The organism is Streptomyces sp. NPDC058632 (genome assembly GCF_042717095.1).
Classification (GTDB): Bacteria; Actinomycetota; Actinomycetes; order Streptomycetales; family Streptomycetaceae; genus Streptomyces.
In genome coordinates, this window is sequence record NZ_JBHXQZ010000032.1 from 1 (window position 1) to 24,035 (window position 24,035).

Genomic DNA, 24,035 nt, shown 5'->3' on the forward strand with positions numbered 1-24,035 from the left:
CCTACGCCATGCCGCCCGCGACTGCCACAGGCCCCTGACCGCCCTCGGCCTCACCGGATGAATCCGGACAGATCTCGATCATGCAAGGGACCCTGCCTGATCACCCGTCTCACCCACCGCCGGCCTCCACCGTCGACCACATCCTGGCTTGGTGATGTCACCACTCCCCGCATCCCGGGGGGACCTCACCCGCCCGCCCTGCCGTGGCCGTGGCCGTGGCCGCGCCGCAACGTGCTCGACATCACCCCCGGCATCAACCAGGCCTCCGCAGAAGCGGCCATCGCGGAGACCGGCGGCGGTGCGGCGAAGGCTGGTGGGATGCTGCCCGGACGCGGTGAAACGAGGTCGGACCTGCGACAGGGAGAAGGGGGGCGTGTCCGGTGACGCGGCCGGTGGTGACGGAAAGCCGGTCCAAGCGTTCGCGGGAGTGGACGAAGGCGGTGCCGTCGCTGACCTTCGGATGCGGGAAGCGTTCCGCGAGCTGTGCTTCGAAGGCGTCGACGGCGTGCAGGCCGCGGAGCCGGACCACCACGAGCAGGTTGTCGGAGCCGCTGACGGACACGGCGGGGCGGACCTCCTCCCTCCGGGCCGGCGCGTTGCCCGTGCCGCGAGATGGGTGCGGGGGACCACCGTGCGGTGGAACACGCGTCGAGAGCCCCGCGAGGGGGTGGGCCAGGTCGCAGCGGAAGGTGATGGCACCGTCCCGCCATCCGCTGAAGCCGGCGACGGACGGTGTGCTCGCTCATCCCGGTCGCCGCCCCGCGGTCGAGAGAGCCGAGGCGTCCGTCAGGGCGAGGCTGACGGATTCGAGGGTCCGCGCGCGGCACCGCACCTCGACGTAGACGACGGTCGCGGATTTCGCCGCGTCGTACGCGGTGACCCGGGTCGGGCCGTTCGCGCTCAGTCGTTCCCGATGGGGCCGCCGCAGTCGCGTCCACTCCCGTTCGAAACTTTCGAACGTTGCGTACATCCTTGCGTTGCATCCCTTCCCTGTCTCATTCCATCCCGCACGGTGATTCGCGTGAGAAGTAGCCTGAACAGCAAAGATGCACTCGACATGACCTCTTCTGGTTAAGGAAATGTTTCCGAAAGACCGTCGAAAGTGTTGACAGGGTCATTGCGCTTTACGAAAACTGTGGCCACCGAACGACAGGAGACCGTCGTTCCCCTCACGTCATGTGGCCGGGGATGGCGGTCGGTCGTTGCGGCACGACGACGGGTGACCCCCGCCGTGTTCCATGCAAGGCCGCAGGCAGCAGAAGCCGCCTGCCCCCACCAGCCTTCATCGGGAGGACGCATGCAACAGGACGGCACGCAGCAGGACCAGATTCAGCAGAACCCCGCTCCCTCCAGCGGCTTGAGCCGACGAGGCTTCCTCGGCGGCGCCGGCACCGTCGCGCTCGCCACCGCGTCCGGACTGCTGCTGCCCGGCACCGCCCACGCCGCCACCACCATCACCACCAACCAGACCGGCTACGACGGCATGTACTACTCGTTCTGGACCGACGGCGGCGGCTCCGTCTCCATGACGCTCAACGGCGGCGGCAGCTACAGCACCCGGTGGACCAACTGCGGCAACTTCGTCGCCGGCAAGGGCTGGAACACCGGCGGGCGCAGGACGGTCCGCTACACCGGCTACTTCAACCCGTCGGGCAACGGCTACGGCTGCCTCTACGGCTGGACGTCGAACCCGCTGGTGGAGTACTACATCGTCGACAACTGGGGCAACTACCGGCCCACCGGCGAGTACAGGGGCACCGTCCACAGCGACGGAGGCACGTACGACATCTACAAGACGACGCGGTACAACGCCCCCTCCGTCGAGGGCACCCGCACCTTCGACCAGTACTGGAGCGTCCGGCAGTCGAAGGTCACCAGCGGCTCCGGCACCATCACCACCGGCAACCACTTCGACGCCTGGGCACGCGCGGGCATGAACATGGGCCAGTTCAGGTACTACATGATCATGGCTACCGAGGGCTACCGGAGCAGCGGAAGCTCGAACATCACGGTCAGCGGCTGACCTCTGTCCGGCGAACAACCGGCTGCGGGCTCCGTCCCCGTGGCGGATCCCGCAGCCGTGGCGAACTCGCCACCGCGGTGGGGGCGCCCCCGGCCGAAGGCTGGGGGAGGTCGACCGGTGAAGCTTCCCCTTGATCGTGGACACCTGGAGACTGGGGCGTGAGCGCCCAGAGGAAGCTGTGCCAGGTGGGAGGCAAGTACACGAAGCGGTACTCGGAGGAGTACAAGCGGGACGCGATCGAGCTGGTGCGGTCGTCGGGCCGGACGGCACCAAGGTCAGTGCGGCGGCGTGCGCCGCCAGGCGCACGGAACGTGGGACCGGCGGTGCGGCCCGTGCGGGCGTTCCGGCAGCCAGGGCGTCAGGCACGGCGGCTTGCCGCTTCCGGCGGTGCGGGTGCCTTCGCGATCTCGGCGTGGACCACCTTGAAGCCGCCCTTGATCACGGTCGTGAACGGTGCGGGGGCCATGCACGTACCGGCCTGCGGCCTGAGGTGCCGGCCGTTCTCGTCGATGAGCTCGGGGTCGAAGTTCACCACGCCCCAGGAGAAGCCGAGCCGGTCCGGCTCGCCCCTGGCGCCCTGCTGGACGCTGATGCCGAGGCGGGCGCCGGTCTCCTCGACGTTCGACTTTGTCACGACCGCGGTCAGGGTTGCCGTCCGGCCACTGGTGACCAGGCAGTCCACTTTGGCCTCCGCCCACCCCGCGTCTCCGTCAGGGAGAGTGTGGGAGATCTTCAGCGTGCCCCGGGCATCTGTGGGCAGACCCGAGGGGGCACTGGGCGGCAACGGGCGGGTGAACGGTGTCTGTTCGGCGTGGATGGTGAAGCGGATGTCGTGGTCGATCGACTCGATGTAGGAAATGCGTGCTTTTCCATGAACGCTCGCGGTCTTCGCCGGACTTTTCTCGGCGGACGGAGCCGGGGCTGCAGGAGCGGGCCCTCACGTGACCTGCCTCGGCGAGTCGTCCTGGTGTCCGGGGTGGGTGGTCGCCGCCAGCGAGCCGAGCAGGCGGAGCGCGTCCGCGGTCCGGGTGCCCTCCTGGGCGTGGTAGACGATCAGCTGCTGCCCAGGGGCGGAGCGTACGTCGAAGGTCTGCATGCGCAAGGTGAGCTCACCGACATCGGGATGCAGCAGGACCTTCACGGCGTCGCTCTTGCCCCGTGCGTCTCGCCTCTGCCAGAGGCCGGTGAACTCGCGGCTGCTCTTCGAGGCCGTCTGCAGTACCTCGTGGATCCGCGGGTCGTTCGGCCGGGCGCCCTCCAGGAAGCGGAATCCCGCGACCGCGTTGGCCGCGGCCTTCTCCCAGTCCGCGTGGAAGGAGCGGACCGACGGGTCGAGGAACATCGCGAGCAGCACGTTCGCGCCGGGTTGGAGGTGGGGGAAGACAGCCCGCCCCAGCGTGTTCGTGGCCAGAACGTCGTAGGCCCGTCCCAGGAGCAGAACCGGCGTGCGGTCCCACAGTTCGGCCAGTGTCAGCAGCTGGGGGTCGGCTCGCTCGATGCTGCCCTCGTGGCGCGGGAGCGGGGAAGTGCCCGCGATGCGGTGCAGGTGCAGCCGGCCGTCGTCGTCCAGCAGCAGCGCGTCACTCAGGGCATCCAGGACCTGCGGCGACGGGCGCCGCTCACGGCCCTGCTCCAGTCGCAGGTAGTAGTCGACGCTGATGCGGGCCAGCATCGCGACCTCTTCGCGGCGCAAGCCTGGAACGCGTCGCCGCCCGTCCCGGGGCAGACCGACGTCGGTCGGCGTCACCTGCGCACGCCGGCTCCGCAGGTAGTCGCCCAGTTTCGTTGTCATGTCGCTCAGGCTAGGCTCCCGAGCGGCTGGGAGCCTGGTCCCAACGCCCCCAGGACGGACGTGGTCCGCCGCCGTCTCTCATCCCGTCGAGGGTGCCCGAGCCCCGTGGACCGGGGCCGGCCGGGGTCCAGGATGTGCACCCTGGCGGACGCGAACGGACTGTCCCTTCTCGTCGGCGTCTCAGCCGCCGACGTCCACGACGGCGGAGGCCGAGCGACGGTCAGGGCAGGAGCTGCTGCTCCATGGCGAAGACAGCCACGCCGGCCCGGGTCCGTCGCCCGGTCTTGTCGTAGATGTGCCCGAGGTGATGGCCCACGGTGCGGCTCGATATGGACAGCTCGGCGCCTATCTGATGGTTGGTCAGGCCGCGGGCGGCCAGTCGCAGTACTTCGATCTCCCGCGCCGTGAGCCCGGCCGGCCGGCCGGGCCGGGACGGCCGTCCGCCCGCCGCCCGGAGCACGAGGTCGCAGGCGGTGCGGTCCAGGGTGCCGGAGTCCGCCTCCCGCGTCAGGTGTCCTGCGGCCTCGTCGGCGGTGAAGGCGTCCCGGTGCGCCCGCGGCTCGGTCAGTGCGGCGAACACGTCGGCGGCGGCGAGAATGCGGGCCGCGGGAGAGGTACGGGCCCCGGAGTCCCCGCGGTGGTAGCCGCTGCCGTCGAGGCGCTCGTGGTGCGCGGCGGCGATCGGTGCCAGCGGAGCGAGCGCGGGCACGCGTTCCAGTACGCGCTGGGTCCAGTACGTGTGCATCCGCACCCGCTCCATGTCGGCGGTGCTCAACGGCCCGGGCCGGTCCCAGACGTCTGCGGAGATCCCGGCCCGCCCCAGGTCGTGCAACAAGGCCGCGCACCGCAGCCGGGTCACCTCGTCGAGGGCGAGACCTCCCAGCCGGCCGGCGCTCTCCGCCAGCCGCGCGACGTGCTCGCTGTGTCCGACCAGCCACTTGCCTTTGAGGTCCACGAACCTGCCGAGAACCGCGCACAGGCTGGAGACCTCCTCGGCGGGCACCATGACGTACGGCGGCGGTTCGGCGGTCACCGCGGAGGCGACGGCATCGGGTTCACGAAGTGAGGCGAGCACCACCGTGGCATCGGCTGCGAACGCACGCGCCAGTGCGGGATCGAGGTGGCCGCCGGCACGCCCGACCACCTGCGAGACGGCGGCCGGCTCGCCGCCCTTCGCATGGGCCAGGACAGCCTGTTCGGCCACCTGGACGACGCGAGCGGCGAAGGAAAGGTGCTCGCCCGCGGCTCCGTGGGGGATTCCCTGCCCGTCCCATCGTTCGTACACGTCGTTCAGCGCCGTGAGGGTCTGCGGCAGCACACCGAGACCCGAACCGAGCGCCTGGCCGGCCTCGCAGCCGTTGCGCATGGCCTCCACCCCGAGCGTGGGCAGCACCTCGGTCAGCGTGTCCGTCAACCGCTGGGCCGTCTCGTGCGTCCAGCCACCGAGCCGGAGCAACTGCTCTGCCAGCGGCACCTCGTCACTCGGGTCGAGGTACTTCAGCGCGCTCTGGAACGCCACTTCGTCGCCGAAGACCGCCGCGAGTTCGGGAGCGAACGACGTGCAGCCGACCGAGCGCAGCAGTGCCGTCTCGTAGACCGCCCGGCAGGTCTCCCGGTCGCCCGCGAGGACGTCGCGGGCGAACACCGTGGCGACGACGCAGGTGCGCAGCCCTTTTTCGAAGGTCATGCCTGCGGCCAAGTCGGTCGTCAGGGACAACGCCGCCAGCACCTCGGCCAACCGAACCTCTTCCACCGATCAAGCGTAACTGCCCCTCCTCGGCGCCCCGGCCCCGTCCGCCCGCGCTCCTCACGCACAGGACGCGCACCGGCAGCCGCGAGGCGAGGAGAGCGAACACGCCTCCCACGGCAGGTAGACCAGCGGCATAGGTCGAACAGCCGATGTCCGTCGGTCGCTTTACGAGGAGGATCTGGCGGAGGCGGGCGCGGGCTCGGCCGCAGCGCTCGGAACCGTGTTCCGCGCCCCGGCGGCGGGCTGCCGGGGCGCGCCTGCCGCCCCTCGACACAGCACGGAGGTTCCGCATGACCACGCACCAGCACGACGAACACACCGCCACAGGGAGCGCGGTGGTGGAAGCGTTGTACAGCTCGCTCGCCCAGGGTGACGTCACCGCGCTGCTCGCGGGACTCGACGAGCGGATCGAATGGGTCGTTCCGCCGGGTCTGCACTACGGAGGCACCTACCGGGGACCCGAGGAGGTGCTCAGGAACGTGTTCTCCCGTTTCGTCACCGAGTGGCAGGACTTCACCGTCGCCCCTGCGGAGATCATGGAGGCCGGGGGCCGTGTCATCGCACTCGGCTACTACAGCGGCAGAAACCTGGCGACCGGGAAGCCCATGAGGACACGCTTCGTGCACGTGTGGCGACTGCGGGACGGTGTCCCCGTGCACTTCGAGACCGTCCTCGACACCCACACCATGGTCGCCGCGATGTGAACCGGTTTTCTCCGGCAGCCGAGCAGAGCCACGCGAAGCCCGTTGCCGCACGCACAGCGCAGTACTCGTGGAACCGCGACGCGGGGCAGGCACCCGCCCCTTCGGGGGCGATCCGGTCGAACGTCCCAGGCTCCGGCCCATCTCTGAATCGAAAGACGCAGCACATGACTTTGTTCGAGCATGATTTCGTCGCGGCGGGTTCCGCCGAACCGCCCGGGAACGACACGGGGCGCATGCTCCAAATGATGACCGGGTACTGGGTGACCCAAGTAGTGCGGACCGCAGCCGAACTGCACATCGCCGATCACCTGTACGCCGGCGGTGCCACGCCTGCGGAAGTGGCCGCGGCGGAGTCACTGGACCCGGACTCGACCTTCCGGTTCCTGCGGGCGTGCGCTTCCCTCGGGCTCGCCGCGTCGACGGACGGGAAACGGTTCGTCAGTACGTCCCTGCTGGACACCTTGCGCACCGACGTCCCGGGTTCCCTGCGGGGCCTGGCGCTGTGGGGCGGGGCCGAGTCGCACTGGCTGCCCTGGGGACGGCTGTCGGACGCGATCCGCACCGGCACCACCCAGGCGGAAGCCGCCCTCGGCACCTCCTTCTTCGACTGGCTTGCCACCGTTCCCCGAGAAGCCGAGGTCTTCACCAGTGCCATGACCGCCATGACGCGCGGTCTTGCCCACCATTTGGCGGACGTGATCGAGCTCAAGGGCGCCGAAGTTGTCGTGGATGTCGGCGGCGCCGGCGGCAACCTCGTCCAGACACTCATGCAGCGGCATCCCGGACTGACCGGGGTGGTCCTCGACCTCCCGCACGTGGGTGCCCAGGCGGAGGCCTCCGCGTCGAGCCTGGGCGTCACGGACCGGTTCACCTTCGTCGGCGGCGACTTCTTCGAGGAGGTGCCGTCCGGGGACGTGCACCTGCTGAAGTTCGTCCTGCACGACTGGGACGACGATGCCTGCGTGCGCATCCTGCGCAACTGCCGCGAAGCGCTCGAGCCGGGTGGACGCGTGCTGGTGATGGAGCTCATCGTGGACGAGGTGGGCACACCCGGCCTGGAGCCACTGATGGACCTCAACATGATGGCCCTGTCGACCGGACGCGAGCGCAGTCTCGACGAATTCGAGAACCTCTTCGAACGGGCCGGCCTGACGCTGACCAGAACGACGGCGTCCGCGTCCCTGGTCTCCGTCCTGGAGCTCGCGCCGCCCAACCCTCGCTCAGAGCACTGAGGTTGGTGCTCAGAAGAATCAACGTACGTGCAGCAGTGGACACATCCGTGTGGGAGAACCGTGAACACGATCACGGACCCGGCTTCTTCACGACAGCGGCCGGCCCGCGTCCCATCAGCTCGCTTCGCCTTGGCCGGTGTCTGTTCGCTGTGGCAGCTGAAAACATCACCGGAGTGGTCGGAGCGGGGCAGGCGTGACGGTAGCAGTGGTGGAGAGTTCGCCCGAAACGTTGCCGGTTTCGTGCCGAACGGCTCGCCACCGGACCACCGTCCAGTCCTGCTCGATCCAGCATCGCCGGCCGGTCCACCATGCCCGGGGCCGGTCGGCGAGACGAGAGCGACGACGCCGCGAAAGAGTGCCCGACGCCAAAGGCACCTGTGCGCGGGGCGGTGGACGCCTGGCTCAACCGGGGCGGCGACCGCGACGGAAAGCCCGGCTGGGTGGAGCGAGGACAGATCGCCAAGGGCGGTCTCCACGACCCCCTGCGTGAGCAGATCCGTTTCGCCGACCTCGATGGTGACTACTTGAAGGTGGATGACGAGACCGGGGCGGTGGACGCCTGGCTCAACCGGGGCGGCGACCCGGCCTGACGTCCGGGGGTGACCCACACCGAGGGGCGGGCCGGGCCGGCCCGCCCCTCGGCGCGCCCCCACCTGCGGGCCGCTGCCCCCGACCACGCGCCCGCGAACGCGGCCTACGGTGAGCCGGACCGGGCGCACGACGGTGTACGGGTGAGGCGATGGGGCGCGCCCACCGTGGAAACGTGCCGAGAGCACTCGGGAGGACCGGTGGAACTCGGGACCCAGCCGGTCGCGGCGCGTGCGGCACCAGGCGGATCGTGGCCTCGGCCCCTCCGCTGGGGGCTGACCGTGCCGCCGTTCCCCGGTGCCGCACGCCCGGGCGCGGAACGTGCCCCGGCACATGATTCCGGGGCCGCGCGAGGAATCAGCCCAGGTGCATGATGTAGCCGACGTGGTGCAGTTCGTCACCGCGGAAGTACCCCACGGCCCAGAAACCGAGGTCGTCCAGGTAGTCGATCCGGTCGCCGTCGATCCAGTACCGGCCCTGATAGGCGTGCGGCCGGCCGCCCCGTGTCTCGTCGTAGCGGCCGTCGGCGGTGAGCTCCTGGTGCAGGAAGTCCTCCTGGTCGATCCAGACGCCGACCCGCGGGCTGCCGGTCAGGTCCGGTGAGGCCGGGATGCCCACCTCGGGGGCGGTGGCCCGGCCGGGGGCGTCGCGGCCGGCCCACAGTACGGGCCGGCCGGCCGCGACCAGTGCGCGGACCTGCTCCGGCCGGGACATGAGCGTGGCCAGGGCGCTCGGCACGTCGGCGGCGAGCTCGTCGGGCACCACCAGCAGGTCGCTGGTGTTGCCCGGGGTCAGCGTCGCGACGTGCTCCGAGCGCTTACCGCGGCCGCCGGCCAGCGCGACGGTGTCCACGACGGCGGGGACGATGGTCGTGCCCGTGGAGTCGACGACGATGGCGTTGTCGTCCTCCGCCGCGGTGAACAGGGACGGGCCGACCGCCACGATCAGGGAGCCGACGAACAGGATGTCGGCACCGGTCATGGTCCCGATCAGCGGGTCCATCGTCAGGATGCGGGCGTTGGTGAACAGGACGGGACGTCCCGCGTCGTTCGAGAGGATCTCGTCGAGGGCCTTGGAGTTCCAGCCCGCGATGTCCGTGTCGGTGATGCTCATTGCTCACTTCTCAGGTGGTCGGTTCATCGGTGTGCACGGTGCGCGAAGTGCGCTGCTGCGAGCCGTCGGGGGATGGGTGGCGCCGGACGGCTGCTGCACCATCAGCTTCGGCGCGTTCCGGAGTCGGAACCAGGCCGCCATGTCCCCAGGTTCACCGCACCCACGGTGAGTGCCGCCCGGTGCGGTGGTGAGCGAGGAGCGGTCCCGGACGGCCTGCTCAGGGGGCGGGACGGTGATCATGACCACCGTGGACGGTGGGTGCGCGGCACCCAGGAAGCCCTCACCTGGGAGGGCGGCGGCCTGGTTGCGTCCCGCCGCAGGGCCGAGGGTGGGGCCATGACAAGCAACGACACACCCCGCGATGCACACCCGTACGTCGGGATGTGGGTGACCGCGGACGGCTACATCCGCCAGGAACTGCTGCCGAACGGCCGCTACGACGAGGCCCGGGGCAACCGCCGGAGCGCCTACACCGGCCGCTACACCGTCACCGGCAGCCACCTCGACTACGTCGACGACACCGGCTTCACCGCCACCGGCGACGTCCGCGACGGCGTTCTCTTCCACGAGCACCTCGTGCTCCACCGCGAGGGCGATCCACGCGCCCGGCAGGGGGCCCGGCCATGACCAAGATCCAGCTGCGGGTGACCTGAGCCGCCATCACCAAACCGGCGAACGTTCGCCGCCCGACGGGGCACAGCGACCGCGAGGCTCTCGTCGCCCTGCACGACGACCCGGAATCCTCCGGTGCTTCGTGCATCGGGGACGGCGCGTTCGAGCCGGGCAAGCATGTCCGCGTCGATGTCCTGGCCGGTCACAGCCGGTGGACGGGGTGCGTCCGAGGCGCGGTTCCTCACGCTGCAGAGCCCGTTCGGCCCTGGGAATTTCGGCATTTCGCACATCAAGGATCTGCCCTTGGACTGCCTGGCCGGAGAAAGCAGCTGCCGGGGCAGCGCGATCGCCTGCGCGACGACACCCGACGACGTGCTCAACGAACTGTTCCCGGCTCCGTACTGAGGGGGAGTGAACGGCCGGGGGCAGGACGGCGCGGACGCACGGCTGTATGCCTGGGTTCCACGAGCTGAAGAGGCTGCCCGCCACCGCACCCTTCCCGGAGGCGGTGCGACACGTCGCGGATTACCGATGGCTGCGCTTCGTGGCATTGACGGACTGGTTCCGCCACGACACGTCGGACGCGGTTTTCGCCGTACTCGATCCCACCCGGGCCCGGGTCGTGGTGCTGGCGGCGACCGACACCGACGCCGACCACGAGGTCCTGCGCGCGGAGCTGCCTGATCCCGCTGACGACATGCGGAATGCCCGCCGGAGAACCGGCGCCGACCGGGCCCGCCGGCGGGGTCGCGAAGCCGCCCGTCTGCCCTGTCGTCGAGTCCGACGCCCCGAGGGACGCCGACCGAGCCGGCTGCGGCGCGGGCGGACGGGATGGATGCCGCACCGTCAACCGGAGGTCGTCCATCGTGCGCAAGGCGGCTCGGGCGGGCCCGCCGTGGTCAACCGTCGGGAAGGCTCGATCGCACCCGTCGAGGAATCTCGATCGGACTCTGTTCAAGTTCCCCTCTCCTGGCTACGTTACCCCCAGTAACAGATGCGGGCCTGTCCGACGGCGCGCCGCCCACCCCTGCCTCTGGAGTTCACCATGACGCTTTCCGCTACCCGTCGTCGTCGCCGTCGGCGCCCCTTCGGCGCGGCCGTCCTTGTCGCCGCGGGACTGACCGCAGGCGCGCTGCCCACCGTCCCCGGCTCGGCCGGCGCGAGCGAGACCCCGAAGCCGGCACGGGAAGCCGCCTCGGAGGAGCTCAAGGAGGTGTTCTTCGTCGGCAACAACTGGGAGGGCACCGCCGACGTCATCAACTCCCGTGGCGACTACGCCAAAATCGGCCGGATCAACATGATCCCCGACAAGAAGGAACGCCTGCGGGAGATCTACCTCAACCCCATCAAGCTCGCCTTCTTCCTCGGTATCCGGCTCGGCCCGGGCGAGGGCCACGACCAGTACGTCGACGACATGTACACCACGAAGGACGGCAACGCCGTCGTCGCCTCCCGGCCGAGTTTCGCCGACGTGGTCTCCATCGACGTGGGGAGCGGAAAAATCAACTGGCGCTTCCCGGTGTCCGGTTTCCGCTCCGACCACATGGCGGTCTCCCCCGACGGCACTCAGGTCGCCGTCTCCTCCTCCACCTCCAACACCGTGCACGTCCTGGACATGGCGACGGGCAAGGAGGCGGGCAACTTCAAGACGGGCGACAAGCCGCACGAGAACGTGTACACCGACGGCGGCAAGTACCTCTGGAACATGGCCATCGGCGAGGTCAACACCGACATGGACGCGCCCTGGCAGGACTTCACCAAGGGCGACCGCCGCATCACCATCGCCGACGCGAAGACCTTCCAGGTCAAAAAGATCATCGACATGCGCGAGCGGCTCGACGCCTTCGGTCGCAAGGACCTGTCCGACGCGCTGCGCCCCGTCGCCTTCACGCCCGACGAGTCGAAGATGTACTTCCAGCTCTCCTTCTTCAACGGCTTCGTCGAGTACGACGTGCACAATGACGAGATCACCCGAGTGAAGACGCTGCCGAAGAACCCGGACACCAGCGACGAACGCACCACCTACGTCAACGACTCCCGCCACCACGGCATGTCCATGAGCCCCCGGGGCGACAAGCTCTGCATCGCCGGGACCATGGACGACTACGTCACCGTCGTGAACCGCGAGACGCTTCAGGAGGGCCCGCTCGTCACCGCCTCCAAGCCGTACTGGGCCACCGTCAGCGGAGACGGCAAGCACTGCGTGGTGTCCGAGAGCGGCACCGACCAGGTGACGGCGATCGACTTTGCCACCGGCAAGAAGGTCACCTCCATCCCCGTCGGCGACCACCCGCAGCGGGTCCGCCTCGGCCACGTCCCCACGGACTGGACCGGCCCCACCACAGGCTGAGACGCTTCGGAGCCCGAGTCTCACGCCGCTCCAACCCGCACCCGCCGGATCCGGTCTCGCCCCCGCCGCACCGGATCCGACGGGATGGGCGGGTGCGCGTTCTCCCCCCACTCCCAGCCCGGATTGCGAAGCACGCTGCGGGCTGAGGCTGATCCCGGGGGTGGGCACCGGGTTTCATGCGGACGAGTGACAGCGTACGTGTCGTGATCAGTTCGTGATCAGTTGTTGTTCGGAACGCGGCTGGTGTGAGCCGAGCGCGGAGGGGCGACGGCGTCGGTTGTAGTACCAAAGCCGGCGGAACAACTCGAGCCGGGTCTGTGCCGTCGAGGGTCCCGGCGGGACCGGATCGGGGGTATGCCCTTCACGGAGCGGCTCTCACCGTCACTCACCTCGTCGGCGTGATCCGCGCGGGACGGTGCCGGGTGACCTGGCGGAACGTGAGGCGATCTCCCATTTCAGCCCAAGACATCACCCCGTGTGGTAGATGGGCAGCCTGAACGCATCCGTCTGCCCCGGCACCCCGTACGGGGTGCCGGGGCAGACGAATGCGTGGGGAGTGCGAGGGTGGCGAGGTCGGGGTGGGTGCGGCCGGGCGCTTCGGCTGTGCCGGGCCGCACCCGTGGTTACAGAGTGCGGGTCAGGCGGTCGGTGAGCAGCCGGGTGAAGCGGGCCGGGTCGGGCAGGTCGCCCCCTTCGGCGAGCAGCGCGCTGCCGTATATCAGTTCGGCGATCTCCGCCAGTGCGGGGTCGTCGGCGCCTGCGTCGTGTGCTGTGCGCAGGGCGGTGATCAGTGGGTGTGCGGGGTTGAGTTCCAGGATCCGCTTGACCGGGGGTATCTGCTGTCCCATCGCCCGGTACATCTTCTCCAGGGTCGGCGTCACGTCGTGGGCGTCGCCGACGATGCAGGCCGCCGAGGTCGTCAGGCGTGACGACAGGCGGACCTGCTTGACCTGCTCGGACAGGGTGGTGGTCAGCCACGCCAGCAGGGTTGCGAAGTCCTGATCGCGCTGGGCCTTCTCGGCGTCGGTTTCCTGGTCGCCGTCGGCGGACTCGTCGAGATCGACCTGGCCCTTGGCGATGGACTGCAGACGGTGGCCGTCGAAGGCCGGGACCTGGTCCACCCACACCTCGTCGACGGGGTCGGTGAGGATCAGAACCTCGTACCCCTTGGCGGCGAAGGCTTCCATGTGCGGGGAGTTCTCCACCATCGCGCGGGTCTCGCCGGTCAGGTAGTAGATGGTGTCCTGGCCGTCCTTCATGCGCTCGACGTACTCGCGCAGCGTGGTGGTCTTCTCCGGGTCGTGCGTGGAGGCGGCCGACACCAGCTCCAGCAGGGCCTCGGTGTTGTCCGTGTCCTCGACCAGGCCTTCCTTCAGCGCCCGGCCGAACTGCGCCCACACCTTCGCGTAGCGCTCGACGTCCTTGGACTGCATGTCCTTGATGGCGCCGAGGACCTTCTTGACCAGGCGCCGGCGTACGCCGCGGATCTGTCGGTCGTGCTGGAGGATCTCGCGGGAGACGTTCAGCGACAGGTCGTGGGCGTCCACGACACCCTTGACGAAGCGCAGGTAGTTGGGCATGAGCGCTTCGCAGTCGTCCATGATGAACACTCGCTTGACGTACAGCTGCACGCCGGGCTTGGTCTCGCGGGAGAACAGGTCGAAGGGTGCCTGCGAGGGGATGAACAGCAGCGCCTCGTACTCGAAGGTGCCTTCGGCGCGCATATGGATCGTCTCGGCCGGGGGCAGCCAGTCGTGGCTGATCTGCTGGTAGAACTCGTTGTACTCGTCCTCGGTCACCTCGCTGCGTGGCCGGGCCCACAGCGCCTTCATCGAGTTGAGCGTGTCGATGTCGCGGGTGGTGTCGCCCTCGGCGTCGGTGCGCTCGGTGGCCATCCGGATCGGCCAGCGGATGAAGTCCGAGTACTGCTTGACGATCTGACGGATCTTCGACTCGGACAGGTAGTCGGCGAGCCCGTCCTCGCTGTCGGCGGGCTTGAGGTGCAGGGTGACCGAGGTGCCCACGGGCAGGCCGTCGACGGACTGGAGGCCGTAGGTGCCCTCGCCGTCGGACTCCCACTGGGTGCCGGAGTCGGTGCCGGCCCGCCGGGTGCGCAGGGTGACCTTGTCGGCAACCATGAACGCCGAGTAGAAGCCGACGCCGAACTGCCCGATCAGGCTCTCGGCGGTGGCGGCGTCCTTGGACTCCTTGATCTTCTCCAGCAGGCCGGCGGTGCCGGACTTGGCGATCGTGCCGATCAGCTCCACGAGATCGTCCCGGGTCATGCCGATCCCGTTGTCACGGACGGTCAATGTGCGGGCGTCCTTGTCGACCTCCAACCAGATGTGCAGGTCGGTGGCGTCGATCTCGGCGACGCTGGAGTCGGTCAGCGATTCCAGCCGCAGCTTGTCCAAGGCGTCGGAGGCGTTCGAGATCAGCTCGCGCAGGAAGATGTCCTTGTTCGAGTAGATCGAGTGAATCACCAGTCGGAGCAACTGGCGGGTCTCGGCCTGAAATTCCAGCGTTTCGACACTGCTGCCCATGGGGGTCTCTTTCTGTGGGAACGTCATGAACGGACTTGGACTCGGGCCGAGACGGGCCGTTGCCCGCCGTCGGCGTGGTTCGGGGCGGCCCGTACCGCACCCGCATGATGTGACTCTGCGTGGTGGGAATCAGTCATCGTCAGCGGCTGTCGTCGTGCGCCGGCCTTCGAGGGCGTCCAGGGATTCGACGAGGCCGGTGTGGCGGGCATCGAGGTGGGGGCGCATGCCGGCCAGGGGCGCGATGAGCTCGGCGGCGTCGGCGGCGCCGAGAGCGGCATGCAGGGCGGCCTGGGCTGAGCGCGCTTCGGGCCCGAGGTGGGTGAGCGCGGTGATCTGTCCGGCGAGGCGGCGCAGGTCGGCGGCGTGGGCACGGGCCCAGGTGGCGGCGGCGCGTTCGGCGGCCCTGGCCTGGCGGGTGGCCGTCACGCGCTGCTCGCCGGTGGTGCCGACGGTGCCGGGGCGGCCGCGCAGGTAGCGGCGTTCGGCGGCCTGGCGGCTGGCGACGCCGAGGGGGCCGGCGAGGTCGGCCCAGCTGGCGCCCGCGTCGCGGGCGGTTTCGATCAGGCCGGTCTCCCAGCCGGCGAGCTGCTCGCGCACCTGCCGCAGCAGCATCAGGGAGGCCAGCGCCTGCTCGGGACCGGGCCCGGCGGCGTCGGGAGTCTCGTGCTGGGCATCGCGCAGCGCGTCGTCTATGGCGGCAAGGGCCGCCGCGGCGGCGAGAAAGGACGCCGGGCTGTGGGCGTCGGTACTGGTCGTGGACGGCTGGTCGGCTGCGGTCACGGGCACCTCCCTCGGACGGGTCATCGGGTCGACGACATCATGTTTGTCATCTACTGGATGACATGTTACAACGGTGTCAGTGCGGCGCGTTAGCAGCAACTGCTCGAACCTACTGGAGGTGTTTTCACGATGTTGATGCGCACTGACCCCTTCCGTGAGCTGGACCGGATGGCGCAGCAGCTGATGGGCCCGAGCACCTGGTCGAAGCCGTCGGTGATGCCGATGGACGCTTACCGCGAGGGTGACGAGTATGTGGTGGCCTTCGACATCCCCGGCGTGACCGCGGACGCGATCGACATCGACGTCGAACGGAACATGCTGACCGTCAAGGCCGAGCGGCGGCCGGTGGCGAAGGCCGACGACGTGAAGGTGGAGCTGTCCGAGCGGCCGCTGGGCGTCTTCTCCCGCCAGATCGTGCTCGCCGACACCCTGGACACCGAGCGCATCCAGGCCGACTACGACGCCGGTGTGCTCACCCTGCGCATTCCGATCGCCGAGCGCGCCAAGCCCCGCAAGATCTCCATCGGCGTCGACTCCGGCCGCAAGGAGATCTCCGGCTGACACCGGCCGGACCGGTGCGGAGGACGGACACCTGATCTCCCCCTCCCCGCCCTCCGCACCCCCGTGGACAGCCCGACGACAAAAGGGGTGGCGGCCGATGACCTTGCGACACGAAGCGTTCCTCGACCACGTGAAGCAACGCGGCGAATACGACACCGCGGAGGAAGCCGATCGTGCGGCCCGCGTGGTGCTCGCCCTGCTCGGCGCACACCTGGTCGGCGAGGTCCGCGCCCAGCTCGCGGCACGCCTGCCGGAGGGCTTCGCCCTGATCCTGCTCAACCCGCTGCAGAGCGCCGAGCCGCTACTCCCGGAGAGGTTCGTCCGCGCGACCGCCGCGTGGATCGAGGGCGCCACCGAGCAGACCGCGACCTGGGACGTCAGCGCCGTGCTGTCCACCGTCGCCGACACGGCAGGCGAAGACTTGATGGGGCAGATCCTGCTCCAGCTCCCCGTCGGCTACGACCTTCTCTTCGGCCGCCCCCAGCCCACCTGACCAGGACCGGGGGTGCCGTACCCGGCGCCCCCATGGCTCCGTGAAAGGCATTCGCCGCAGTGATCTCCGACGCGCGCGTACCGCTTGAGCACCAGCAGCCGTACTCGACGGCGTACGAGCAGATGCCGGAGAAGGTCCGCCACGAGGGCGCCCACCCCACCCGTGAGCGGGCCGACGAAGCTGTCCGCCTGGTCCTCGCGGGCCGGGGCAGTGCTGCCGGCCGAGACGGTCCGCAAGGTGGGCCTGGACACCGCGGTATCGGCGGCACCGGCGCCGTGGCGCAAACCGTGGGCAGTGCACGACCCCGGGCAAGGTCCTGCTGGATGTCGCGCTCGCATGGATGCCCATGCTCGCCCTGACCGGTCGAACCCGCCGCTGGGAACCCGAACGCCTTCGCCCGCGCCTCTTCCCCGCCGCCGCCCAACTCGTTCGCACGGACCGCCGCCGCTGCCTCCGCCTGCCCGCCCGATGGCCCTGGACCGACGAGATCACCCGGGCAATCGACCGGCTCAATGTCTTGCCAAGCCCCGGCTGACCAGCCACACCGACCACCCCATCGATCTGCACCACCACACCGGAGCAGTGGAACCCGGCGCCCACCCGACGCGACAACCGGCCTGTCGGCCTGCCCACCCTCAGCCACCGAAAGCGAAACGGTCCGCCGACTCCGTCGGCGGACCGTCAAGAAAGATCGAGGCTGAGTACCTTTCGGCTTTCCTGACGCTGATTTGACGCCCCAGGTGGCCATGGGACGGTTTCGGTCGGCTTCGAACCTGCTCTTACCTGCGACTATGCCTGTTTGTAATGCGTGCGACGTCTTTTCCATGCCCTCGCACGTGGAGTGCGTGGCTATTCCTGAGCCTGCCGAGAAGGGTGCCTGGCCTGCTGGCCTTCTGATTACCGCTGGTTTCGAAGCGGGGCTCTCGGACCTGATTCCGTGAGTGCACGACGTTGCGTACGTCATTCGCCGGACGTAGGGGGCGACGGGGCGGTGGCCTGGGCGAGCAGGCGGAGCGCGGCCTGTGACGGGGAGCCGGGTTCGGTGAAGGTGAGCACGATGTGCCGTTCCCCGTCCTGCGTCGGGCGCAGGCTCTGCTGCGTCACGGTGAGACGGCCGACCAGCGGGTGGCGCATCTCGTACACGGCGGAGTCGCACGGGCTGACCCGGTGATCGGCCCACAGGGATGCGAACTCCGGGCTCTTCATGGTCAACTCGCCGACGAGTGAGGCGAGCAGCGCGTCGTCGGGGTGCCGGCCGGCCGTCATGCGCAGGTTCTCGACGACTGCTCTCGCTTTGCTCGGCCAGTCGGAGTAGAGCGCGCGGGTGTGGGGGTCGAGGAAGGCCAGCCGGGCCAGGTTGGGACGGTTGGCGGCATCCGCCGGGCCGGCCGGGTCGATGTGGGAGGCGAACAGCGCGTGCCCCGTCCGGTTCCAGGCCAGGACGTCGCCGCGCCGCCCGCTGATGAGGGCGGGAACGTCACCGAACGCCTCCAGCAGGTGGAGGATCGACGAGTCGACGTGTTCGGCGGGCGGACAGTGGAGCACCGCACGCCGCTTCACGCTGTCCGCCAGGTCGTGCAGGTGACGCTGTTCGGCCTCGTCCAGGTGCAGTGCCCGGCCGATGGCGTCGAGGATCTCCGGCGAGGCGCCCACGGACTGGCCCTGCTCCAGACGTGTGTAGTACGAGGCACTCACGCCGGCCAGCAGCGCCAGTTCCTCACGTCGCAGGCCAGGCACCCGGCGCCGGTCTCCGTAGTCGGGCAGCCCGACGTCCTCGGGCCGCAGTTGAGCCCGGCGGATCTGCAGGAAGTTCCCGAGTCCTCGCTGTCCGTTCATGGAATCCAGTATGTGGACCCCGTCGGCCGGGAACCTGACCCGCCCAGGGATAGGCACAACCCGGTCTGGCTGGGCCGCCGCGATACCGCTGACATGGCTCCTGCACCGTTCACCTGTGGCGACGAGGGCGCGCCCCGTCGCCAGGCACGTCTCGTGAGGACCATCACATGACCGAGGTACCTGCCACCGCCGATCCGACCACCGCGGCCTCCGGGAACTTCCGCGTCGCCACCGGCCGGCTGGCGGCGCCGGGCGGCCCGCTGGACGCCCCGGCCGAGGAGTACGGCGCCAGTGCCGCGCAACTGGCCCTGGCCTGGTTGCTCCACACGGCTCCCAACGTGCTGCCGATCCCGGGCACCTCGAAGGTGGCCCACCTGGAGGAGAACGTCGCCGCCTCCTTGGTCCGCCTTGCCGAAGCCGACATCGAGGCCCTGAACCGCGCGGTGACGGCCTGACGCGTCCTCCCGGCCGGCCACCGGCCGTCGGCCCACGGCGGTGCGGCCACCGGCCGTCGCCGCACCGCCGGCATCGGGAGCCATTCACCCGCGGCACCTGGGCCCACGCTGCCCCAGCGGCCCCGTTCCCCACCACCGACAGCCGTCCTGCCGGACGGACACCTGACGAGACCACGCATCGGAGACCAGCCGCCGTGAACACCATCACCCTGGGCCACATCACGCTCACCCGCGTACGGGAGTATTTCGGTCCCGTGGACATGACTCCCGAGACCTTCTTTCCGGAGAGCCCCGCCGAGGCATGGGAAGAACACCGCACCATGCTGGTCCCGGATTTCCTGGCCGACGACACCCGGATCGTCAACTCGGCGATCCAGACCTGGCTGCTGCGCAGCGAGGGCAGAACCATCCTCGTCGACACCGGCGTGGGCAATCACAAGGAGCGCCCGTACGCCCCTGTGTGGAGCCGGATGGACACCGGCTTCCTCGACAACCTCGCCCGTGAGGGAGTCACCCCCGAGGACGTGGACATCGTGATCAACACACACCTGCACATCGATCACGTCGGCTGGAACACGTATCTCGACGGGCGTACCTGGGTTCCCACCTTTCCCAACGCCACCTACCTGATGCCGAAGGACGACTTCGCGTTCTGGAACCCGGAGAACGGCCACGAGACCGTACTCGGCCGCGGCAACCAGAACGTGTTCGAGGACAGTGTCACGCCGGTGCACCAGGCCGGCCAGACCCTGCTGTGGGAGGACAGTCACCGGATCGACGCCGGTCTCCGCCTGGACGCCGCTCCCGGACACACTCCCGGCTCCTCCGTACTGACCCTCACCTCCGGGACGGACCGCGCGGTGTTCGTCGGCGACCTGTTGCACAGCCCGCTGCAGATGCTCGAACCGGACTCCAACAGCTGCTTCTGCGAAGACCCCGCCCAGGCGCGCGCCACCCGCCGCAAGGTGCTGGGCTGGGCGGCGGACAACAACGCCCTCGTCATTCCCGCGCACCTGGGCGGCCACGGCGCCGCGCAGGTGGTGCGCGACGGCGGCAAGTTCGCAGTCAAGGGCTGGGCCCCCTTCGCCCCGTACACCGAACAGAGCTGAGACCCGGAGAAAGGCACTTCTGTGAACCGCCGTAACGACCCCGTCGTGACCCTGACGCAGGGGGCTGTCCGTGGCCTGCGGCAGGGCGCGATCAGCACATTCCTGAACATCCCCTACGCCGCCCCGCCCCGCGGCGCCGGCCGGTTCGCGGCGCCCCGGCCGCACGAACCGTGGGACGGCGTACGGGATGCCACGAGGCCGGGGCCCAACGCTCCGCAGTCCGCGCGCGAGCTCGGCACCGTGGACATGTCCCCCTACTTCGGAACCGGGTGGAGTCGTGGCGAGGACTACCTCACGGTCAACGTCTGGGCGCCCGCCGACGCGGACGGTGACCTGCCCGTCATGCTGTTCGTCCACGGCGGTGGATTCGTCGCGGGGTCGACGCGGTCCGCGCTGTACGACGGCTCCGCCTTCGCCCGCGACGGTGTCGTCCTCGTCACCCTCAACTACCGCCTCGGAGCTGGGGGGTTCCTCGACCTTCCCGGAGCGCCCGCCAACCGCGGCCTGCTCGACGTCGTGGCCGCGCTGCGCTGGGTGCAGGACAACATCGCCGCCTTCGGCGGGGCCCCGCACAACGTCACTCTCTTCGGTCAGTCGGCGGGCGCGACCGTCGTCGGCGGTGTCCTGGTCGCTCCCGAGGCCGCGGGCCTCTTCCGCCGGGCGATCGTCCAGAGCGGCAACGGCCTGGGCGCGTTCACCACCGAGCAGGCCGCCCGCGTCAGCAGGGCGGCGGCCCGGTTCCTGGGCATCGAGGCGCACATCGACGCGTTCGCGGAGATCCCGGACGATCGCCTGGTCGAGGCGGCCTCCGCACTCGTCGGCACGGACCTGCGGACGGCGACGCACCACGACCCGCTGATCGGGCTCAGCCCCTTCAGCCTGGTCCTCGACACCCAGCCCGCCGAATCCGTCGCCGCGGGCCTCGGCGCCGACGTCGACCTGCTCATCGGGACCAACACGGAGGAGGGCAACCTCTACCTGGTCCCGTCGGGCACCTACGCCACCTCGACCAGTGCGGACGTCGACGCCATCGCGGCACGCGCCCATCCCGATCCGGTCCGACTCGTGGATACGTACCGAAGGACCCGCCCAAGGGCGACCTCCGGTGAGCTGCGGTCGGCCATCATGGGCGATGCCCTGTTCGGCGCGGGCAGCCGGGCCCTGGCCGACGCACACGCCTGCCGGACCGGGGCCGCCACCTACAGCTACGAGTTCGCGTGGCGCTCCCACGCCCTGGACGGAGAACTCGGTGCCACCCACGCGGTGGAGCTGCCCTTCGTCTTCGATCTCGTCCGGCTGCCCCGGTTGCACGGCGCCCATGCCCTGCTCGGCCCCGACAGGCCACCCGCCGATCTTGCCCCTCGCGTGCACGAGAAATGGATCCGGTTCGCCACGACCGGTGACCCCGGCTGGGATCCGTACGACTCCGAGCGACGGGCCACCATGCGTGTCGACGCCGACTGGACCCAGATCGACGACCCTCACGGCCAGGAACGACAGGCATGGACCTGACCCGGCACGCACGTGGTCCGACACACTCGCCCCGGACGAGTGCGAAGGCCATGGGCGTGATCCCGGCGACGCGTGCGACAGGGGGCGATTCGCGGGCCGGCGCCACCCAGCCACGGTGCCTTCTTGACGCACGGATGACGCTCGTTCCGAGCGGCCGTCAGATTCAGGGAGGCGTGTGTGGGCGCGGGCGAGCCCAGCTGTGCGGGATCCGCCGAATACCCATCGATCATGCTGAGGCCGTCACCCGAGCCCGTACGTCAGGGCTCGGGGGGCGAGCGGAGCCGACTTCAGGAGGAAGTACGACGGCTGTGCGGTGAAACCGACCTGCCCCATGCGCTGTTCCGGCTGTTCCACCCCAGCGGCGGGCTGAGCGCCGGGCTGTCCGGTGCGGCCGTGGCGGTGGAGTGGGAGGAGACAGTCGCGGACGCGGTGACCGCAGCACGGCGGTCGCGAGGAGGTGGAGCAGTCGTCCGCCTGTTCGTCCGGGCACCCGGGGATCCTTTACCCGGGATCAGGGAGAGAGTCCGAAATTTCGGACCTCGTTCGGAAAATCGGGGTGTCGCGGACGCTGGAGACGCGGTCGGCTGTGTCGACGCCGTCGGCGAAATCGCCCCGCTCCGGCGCCGCGTGATGGCCCATCTCAGTTATTCGATGCTTGACCTGCGCTGTTTCGTCCGGAAAGCTCTGCGAATGTTTCGACATTGCTCGCGACTCATGCGAGAGGTATTGACGTCGTTCACCGGTTCCCTATCATTCAGGTTGCTCGACACTTCGACCTTTGTTCGGTATCACGAACGAGTCGGGGTCGCTCCATCGCACAGCAGGGCATCTCCGGGTCACGCCCCGAACGCCGAGCCGCAAGGAGCCTGCCGCATGCATATGTCATGGCCTCGTCACTCTTTCTCCCGTCGTCGCGCGCTGGCGACCGCCACCGGCCTCGCCGCCGGCGCGGTCGTCCCGCTGACGGGAGCGTCCCGCGCCGCAGCCGTTCCCGCCCAGGGGCCGGCCCGCGTCACCGCCGGGGAGTACGCGAACCCGGTGATCTGGCAGGACTTCGCGGACATCGACGTCATCCGCGTCGGAAACACCTACTACGCCTCGGCCTCGACCATGCACTACTCGCCGGGCGCGCCCGTCCTGCGCTCGTACGACCTGGTGCACTGGGAGATCGCCGGCCACTCGGTGCCGGTCCTGGACTTCGGCGCCAAGTACGACCTGAACGGGGCCCGCGGCTATGTCAGAGGGATCTGGGCGTCGTCGCTGGCCTACCGTCCGAGCGACAGGACGTTCTACTGGCTGGGCCAGATCGACTTCACCCGGACGTACATCTACACCGCGACGGCCGTTGAGGGGCCGTGGAACCGGCTGACGACGATCGGCACGCCCTACTACGACGCGGGGCTGCTGGTCGACAGCGACGACACCCTGTACGTGGCGTACGGCAACACCACGATCAGCGTGGCCCAGCTCTCCCCCGACGGTCGCACCCAGGTCCGCACGCAGCAGGTGTTCACGACCCCGTCGAGCGTCGGCACCCTCGAGGGCTCCCGCTTCTACAAGATCAACGGGCAGTACTACATCTTCCTGACCCGCCCCGCGAACGGGCAGTACATCCTGAAATCGTCGGGCGGCCCCTTCGGTCCGTACACGATGCGGCAGGTGCTGCTCGACCTGCGCGGGCCGATCCCCGGCGGAGGCGTCCCGCACCAGGGCGGCCTGGTCCAGACGCAGAACGGCGCCTGGTACTACCTGGCATTCGTCGACGCCTACCCCGGCGGCCGGGTGCCCGCGCTGGCACCGGTCACATGGACCTGGGACGGGTGGCCCGTCGTCCAACTGGTGAACGGCGCATGGGGCACCTCCTATCCCGGCCCGGCCGTGCCGCCGCCGCCCCGCCAGGTCACCCCCATGACCGGCGTCGACACCTTCGACCGCACGACCCTCGAACCGGGATGGGAGTGGAACCACAACCCGGACAACACCAAGTGGTCGGTCGGCAACGGTCTGACCCTGCGCACCGCGACGGTCACCGACGACCTGTACTGGGCCCGCAACACCCTCACGCACCGCATCCAGGGCCCCACCTCCACCGCCACGGTCCAGCTCGACCACCTTGCGATGCGGGACGGCGACCGGGCCGGACTCGCGCTGCTGCGCGACTCCTCCGCGTGGATCGGTGTCAAGCGCGAGGGCGGCGCCACACGGGTGGTGATGGTCGGCGGGCTGACCATGGACAGCAGTTGGAACACCACCGGCACCGGCTACGAGCTCGCGAGCGCGGCGGCCTCGGGCAGCCGCATCTGGCTGCGCGCGAGCGCGGACATCCGCCCCGGCGCGGCACGTCCGGGAACTTTCTCCTACAGCACCGACGGCATCACGTTCACCCGACTCGGCCCCGACTTCTCGATGGGCAACGACTGGCGGTTCTTCATGGGACACCGGTTCGCCCTCTTCAACCATGCCACCCGGGCGCTCGGCGGTTCGGTCCGCGTCACGCGGTTCGAGCTGTCCACGCCCTGAACCGAGCCGATATCGGCCAAGCGCCCACCGCACCCGGCCGTAGGGGGAGAGGCATGAACCCG

The 24,035-nt window shown here is 69.7% G+C and carries 22 protein-coding genes and 2 pseudogenes; 16 read left to right on the forward strand and 8 right to left on the reverse strand.

What is annotated here, in order from left to right:
- Positions 1-742: 742 nt before the first annotated feature.
- Positions 743-970 carry a hypothetical protein gene (locus tag ACFWVE_RS14605; protein ID WP_384013027.1) on the reverse strand — a complete coding sequence of 76 codons (228 nt, stop codon included), beginning with the start codon at positions 968-970 and terminating at the stop codon, positions 743-745.
- 327 nt (positions 971-1,297) lie between these two features.
- On the opposite strand from ACFWVE_RS14605, the gene ACFWVE_RS14610 reads away from it, so the two are divergent.
- Positions 1,298-2,023, forward strand: coding sequence for a glycoside hydrolase family 11 protein (locus ACFWVE_RS14610; protein ID WP_384013030.1), 726 nt, complete (start codon positions 1,298-1,300; stop codon positions 2,021-2,023).
- 358 nt (positions 2,024-2,381) lie between these two features.
- On the opposite strand, the pseudogene ACFWVE_RS14615 reads toward ACFWVE_RS14610, so the two are convergent.
- From ACFWVE_RS14615 to ACFWVE_RS14625, 3 genes and pseudogenes are all read right to left on the reverse strand, one after another.
- Positions 2,382-2,957 (reverse strand): annotated as a pseudogene (locus ACFWVE_RS14615) (hypothetical protein); the annotation flags it as partial.
- 3 nt (positions 2,958-2,960) lie between these two features.
- On the reverse strand, positions 2,961-3,815 hold the full coding sequence (locus ACFWVE_RS14620; protein WP_384013033.1) for a helix-turn-helix transcriptional regulator: 855 nt from the start codon (positions 3,813-3,815) through the stop codon (positions 2,961-2,963).
- A 220-nt stretch (positions 3,816-4,035) separates the two neighbouring features.
- Positions 4,036-5,568, reverse strand: a complete 1,533-nt coding sequence (locus ACFWVE_RS14625) for an HD domain-containing phosphohydrolase (RefSeq protein WP_384013036.1) — start codon at positions 5,566-5,568, stop codon at positions 4,036-4,038.
- A 287-nt stretch (positions 5,569-5,855) separates the two neighbouring features.
- Between ACFWVE_RS14625 and ACFWVE_RS14630 the strand changes: the two genes are divergently transcribed.
- From ACFWVE_RS14630 to ACFWVE_RS14640, 3 genes are all read left to right on the forward strand, one after another.
- Entirely contained in the window at positions 5,856-6,269 is a 414-nt protein-coding gene (locus ACFWVE_RS14630; RefSeq protein ID WP_384013039.1) for a nuclear transport factor 2 family protein, read from the forward strand.
- Positions 6,270-6,433: 164 nt separating this feature from the next.
- Positions 6,434-7,501 (forward strand): methyltransferase, encoded by a 1,068-nt coding sequence (locus ACFWVE_RS14635; RefSeq protein ID WP_384013042.1) that lies wholly within the window; start codon positions 6,434-6,436, stop codon positions 7,499-7,501.
- A 389-nt stretch (positions 7,502-7,890) separates the two neighbouring features.
- Positions 7,891-8,091, forward strand: a complete 201-nt coding sequence (locus ACFWVE_RS14640) for a hypothetical protein (RefSeq protein ID WP_384013045.1) — start codon at positions 7,891-7,893, stop codon at positions 8,089-8,091.
- Positions 8,092-8,446: 355 nt separating this feature from the next.
- Here ACFWVE_RS14640 and ACFWVE_RS14645 read toward each other — a convergent pair whose 3' ends face one another.
- Positions 8,447-9,202 carry an Atu4866 domain-containing protein gene (locus tag ACFWVE_RS14645; RefSeq protein WP_384013048.1) on the reverse strand — a complete coding sequence of 252 codons (756 nt, stop codon included), beginning with the start codon at positions 9,200-9,202 and terminating at the stop codon, positions 8,447-8,449.
- Positions 9,203-9,538: 336 nt separating this feature from the next.
- Between ACFWVE_RS14645 and ACFWVE_RS14650 the strand changes: the two genes are divergently transcribed.
- From ACFWVE_RS14650 to ACFWVE_RS14665, 4 genes are all read left to right on the forward strand, one after another.
- Entirely contained in the window at positions 9,539-9,829 is a 291-nt protein-coding gene (locus ACFWVE_RS14650) for an Atu4866 domain-containing protein (protein ID WP_384013051.1), read from the forward strand.
- Between the two features lie 162 nt (positions 9,830-9,991).
- Positions 9,992-10,219, forward strand: coding sequence for a hypothetical protein (locus ACFWVE_RS14655; RefSeq protein WP_384013054.1), 228 nt, complete (start codon positions 9,992-9,994; stop codon positions 10,217-10,219).
- Between the two features lie 46 nt (positions 10,220-10,265).
- A complete protein-coding gene (locus tag ACFWVE_RS14660) occupies positions 10,266-10,805 on the forward strand; it encodes a DUF6183 family protein (protein WP_384013057.1) in 540 nt (179 codons plus the stop codon).
- Between the two features lie 54 nt (positions 10,806-10,859).
- Entirely contained in the window at positions 10,860-12,164 is a 1,305-nt protein-coding gene (locus ACFWVE_RS14665; RefSeq protein WP_384013060.1) for a YncE family protein, read from the forward strand.
- Positions 12,165-12,787: 623 nt separating this feature from the next.
- Here the strand turns inward: ACFWVE_RS14665 and htpG are convergent.
- Positions 12,788-14,707 (reverse strand): molecular chaperone HtpG, encoded by a 1,920-nt coding sequence (gene htpG, locus ACFWVE_RS14670; protein WP_384013063.1) that lies wholly within the window; start codon positions 14,705-14,707, stop codon positions 12,788-12,790.
- A 129-nt stretch (positions 14,708-14,836) separates the two neighbouring features.
- Positions 14,837-15,487, reverse strand: coding sequence for a type III effector protein (locus ACFWVE_RS14675; protein WP_384013066.1), 651 nt, complete (start codon positions 15,485-15,487; stop codon positions 14,837-14,839).
- Between the two features lie 129 nt (positions 15,488-15,616).
- On the opposite strand from ACFWVE_RS14675, the gene ACFWVE_RS14680 reads away from it, so the two are divergent.
- The 4 genes and pseudogenes from ACFWVE_RS14680 to ACFWVE_RS14695 all read left to right on the forward strand — a co-directional run bounded on the left by ACFWVE_RS14680 (position 15,617) and on the right by ACFWVE_RS14695 (position 17,076).
- Positions 15,617-16,048: an Hsp20/alpha crystallin family protein gene (locus ACFWVE_RS14680; RefSeq protein ID WP_384013069.1), complete on the forward strand. Its 432-nt coding sequence runs from the start codon at positions 15,617-15,619 to the stop codon at positions 16,046-16,048.
- A 97-nt stretch (positions 16,049-16,145) separates the two neighbouring features.
- Positions 16,146-16,541, forward strand: a complete 396-nt coding sequence (locus tag ACFWVE_RS14685; protein ID WP_384013071.1) for a DUF2267 domain-containing protein — start codon at positions 16,146-16,148, stop codon at positions 16,539-16,541.
- Between the two features lie 59 nt (positions 16,542-16,600).
- Positions 16,601-16,750, forward strand: a pseudogene (locus ACFWVE_RS14690) (DUF2267 domain-containing protein); the annotation flags it as partial.
- Positions 16,751-16,887: 137 nt separating this feature from the next.
- On the forward strand, positions 16,888-17,076 hold the full coding sequence (locus ACFWVE_RS14695) for a transposase (protein ID WP_384013191.1): 189 nt from the start codon (positions 16,888-16,890) through the stop codon (positions 17,074-17,076).
- 425 nt (positions 17,077-17,501) lie between these two features.
- Here the strand turns inward: ACFWVE_RS14695 and ACFWVE_RS14700 are convergent, their stop codons facing one another.
- Positions 17,502-18,377 carry a helix-turn-helix domain-containing protein gene (locus ACFWVE_RS14700; RefSeq protein ID WP_384013074.1) on the reverse strand — a complete coding sequence of 292 codons (876 nt, stop codon included), beginning with the start codon at positions 18,375-18,377 and terminating at the stop codon, positions 17,502-17,504.
- A 167-nt stretch (positions 18,378-18,544) separates the two neighbouring features.
- Here ACFWVE_RS14700 and ACFWVE_RS14705 point away from each other — a divergent pair, with 167 nt between their 5' ends.
- The 4 genes from ACFWVE_RS14705 (at position 18,545) to ACFWVE_RS14720 (ending at position 23,973) form a co-directional block, all read left to right on the forward strand.
- Positions 18,545-18,832 carry an aldo/keto reductase gene (locus ACFWVE_RS14705; RefSeq protein WP_384013077.1) on the forward strand — a complete coding sequence of 96 codons (288 nt, stop codon included), beginning with the start codon at positions 18,545-18,547 and terminating at the stop codon, positions 18,830-18,832.
- A gap of 194 nt (positions 18,833-19,026) precedes the next feature.
- Positions 19,027-19,941, forward strand: coding sequence for an MBL fold metallo-hydrolase (locus tag ACFWVE_RS14710; RefSeq protein WP_384013080.1), 915 nt, complete (start codon positions 19,027-19,029; stop codon positions 19,939-19,941).
- Positions 19,942-19,962: 21 nt separating this feature from the next.
- Positions 19,963-21,453: a carboxylesterase/lipase family protein gene (locus tag ACFWVE_RS14715; RefSeq protein WP_384013083.1), complete on the forward strand. Its 1,491-nt coding sequence runs from the start codon at positions 19,963-19,965 to the stop codon at positions 21,451-21,453.
- A gap of 873 nt (positions 21,454-22,326) precedes the next feature.
- On the forward strand, positions 22,327-23,973 hold the full coding sequence (locus ACFWVE_RS14720) for a family 43 glycosylhydrolase (RefSeq protein WP_384013086.1): 1,647 nt from the start codon (positions 22,327-22,329) through the stop codon (positions 23,971-23,973).
- Positions 23,974-24,035 lie beyond the last annotated feature (62 nt).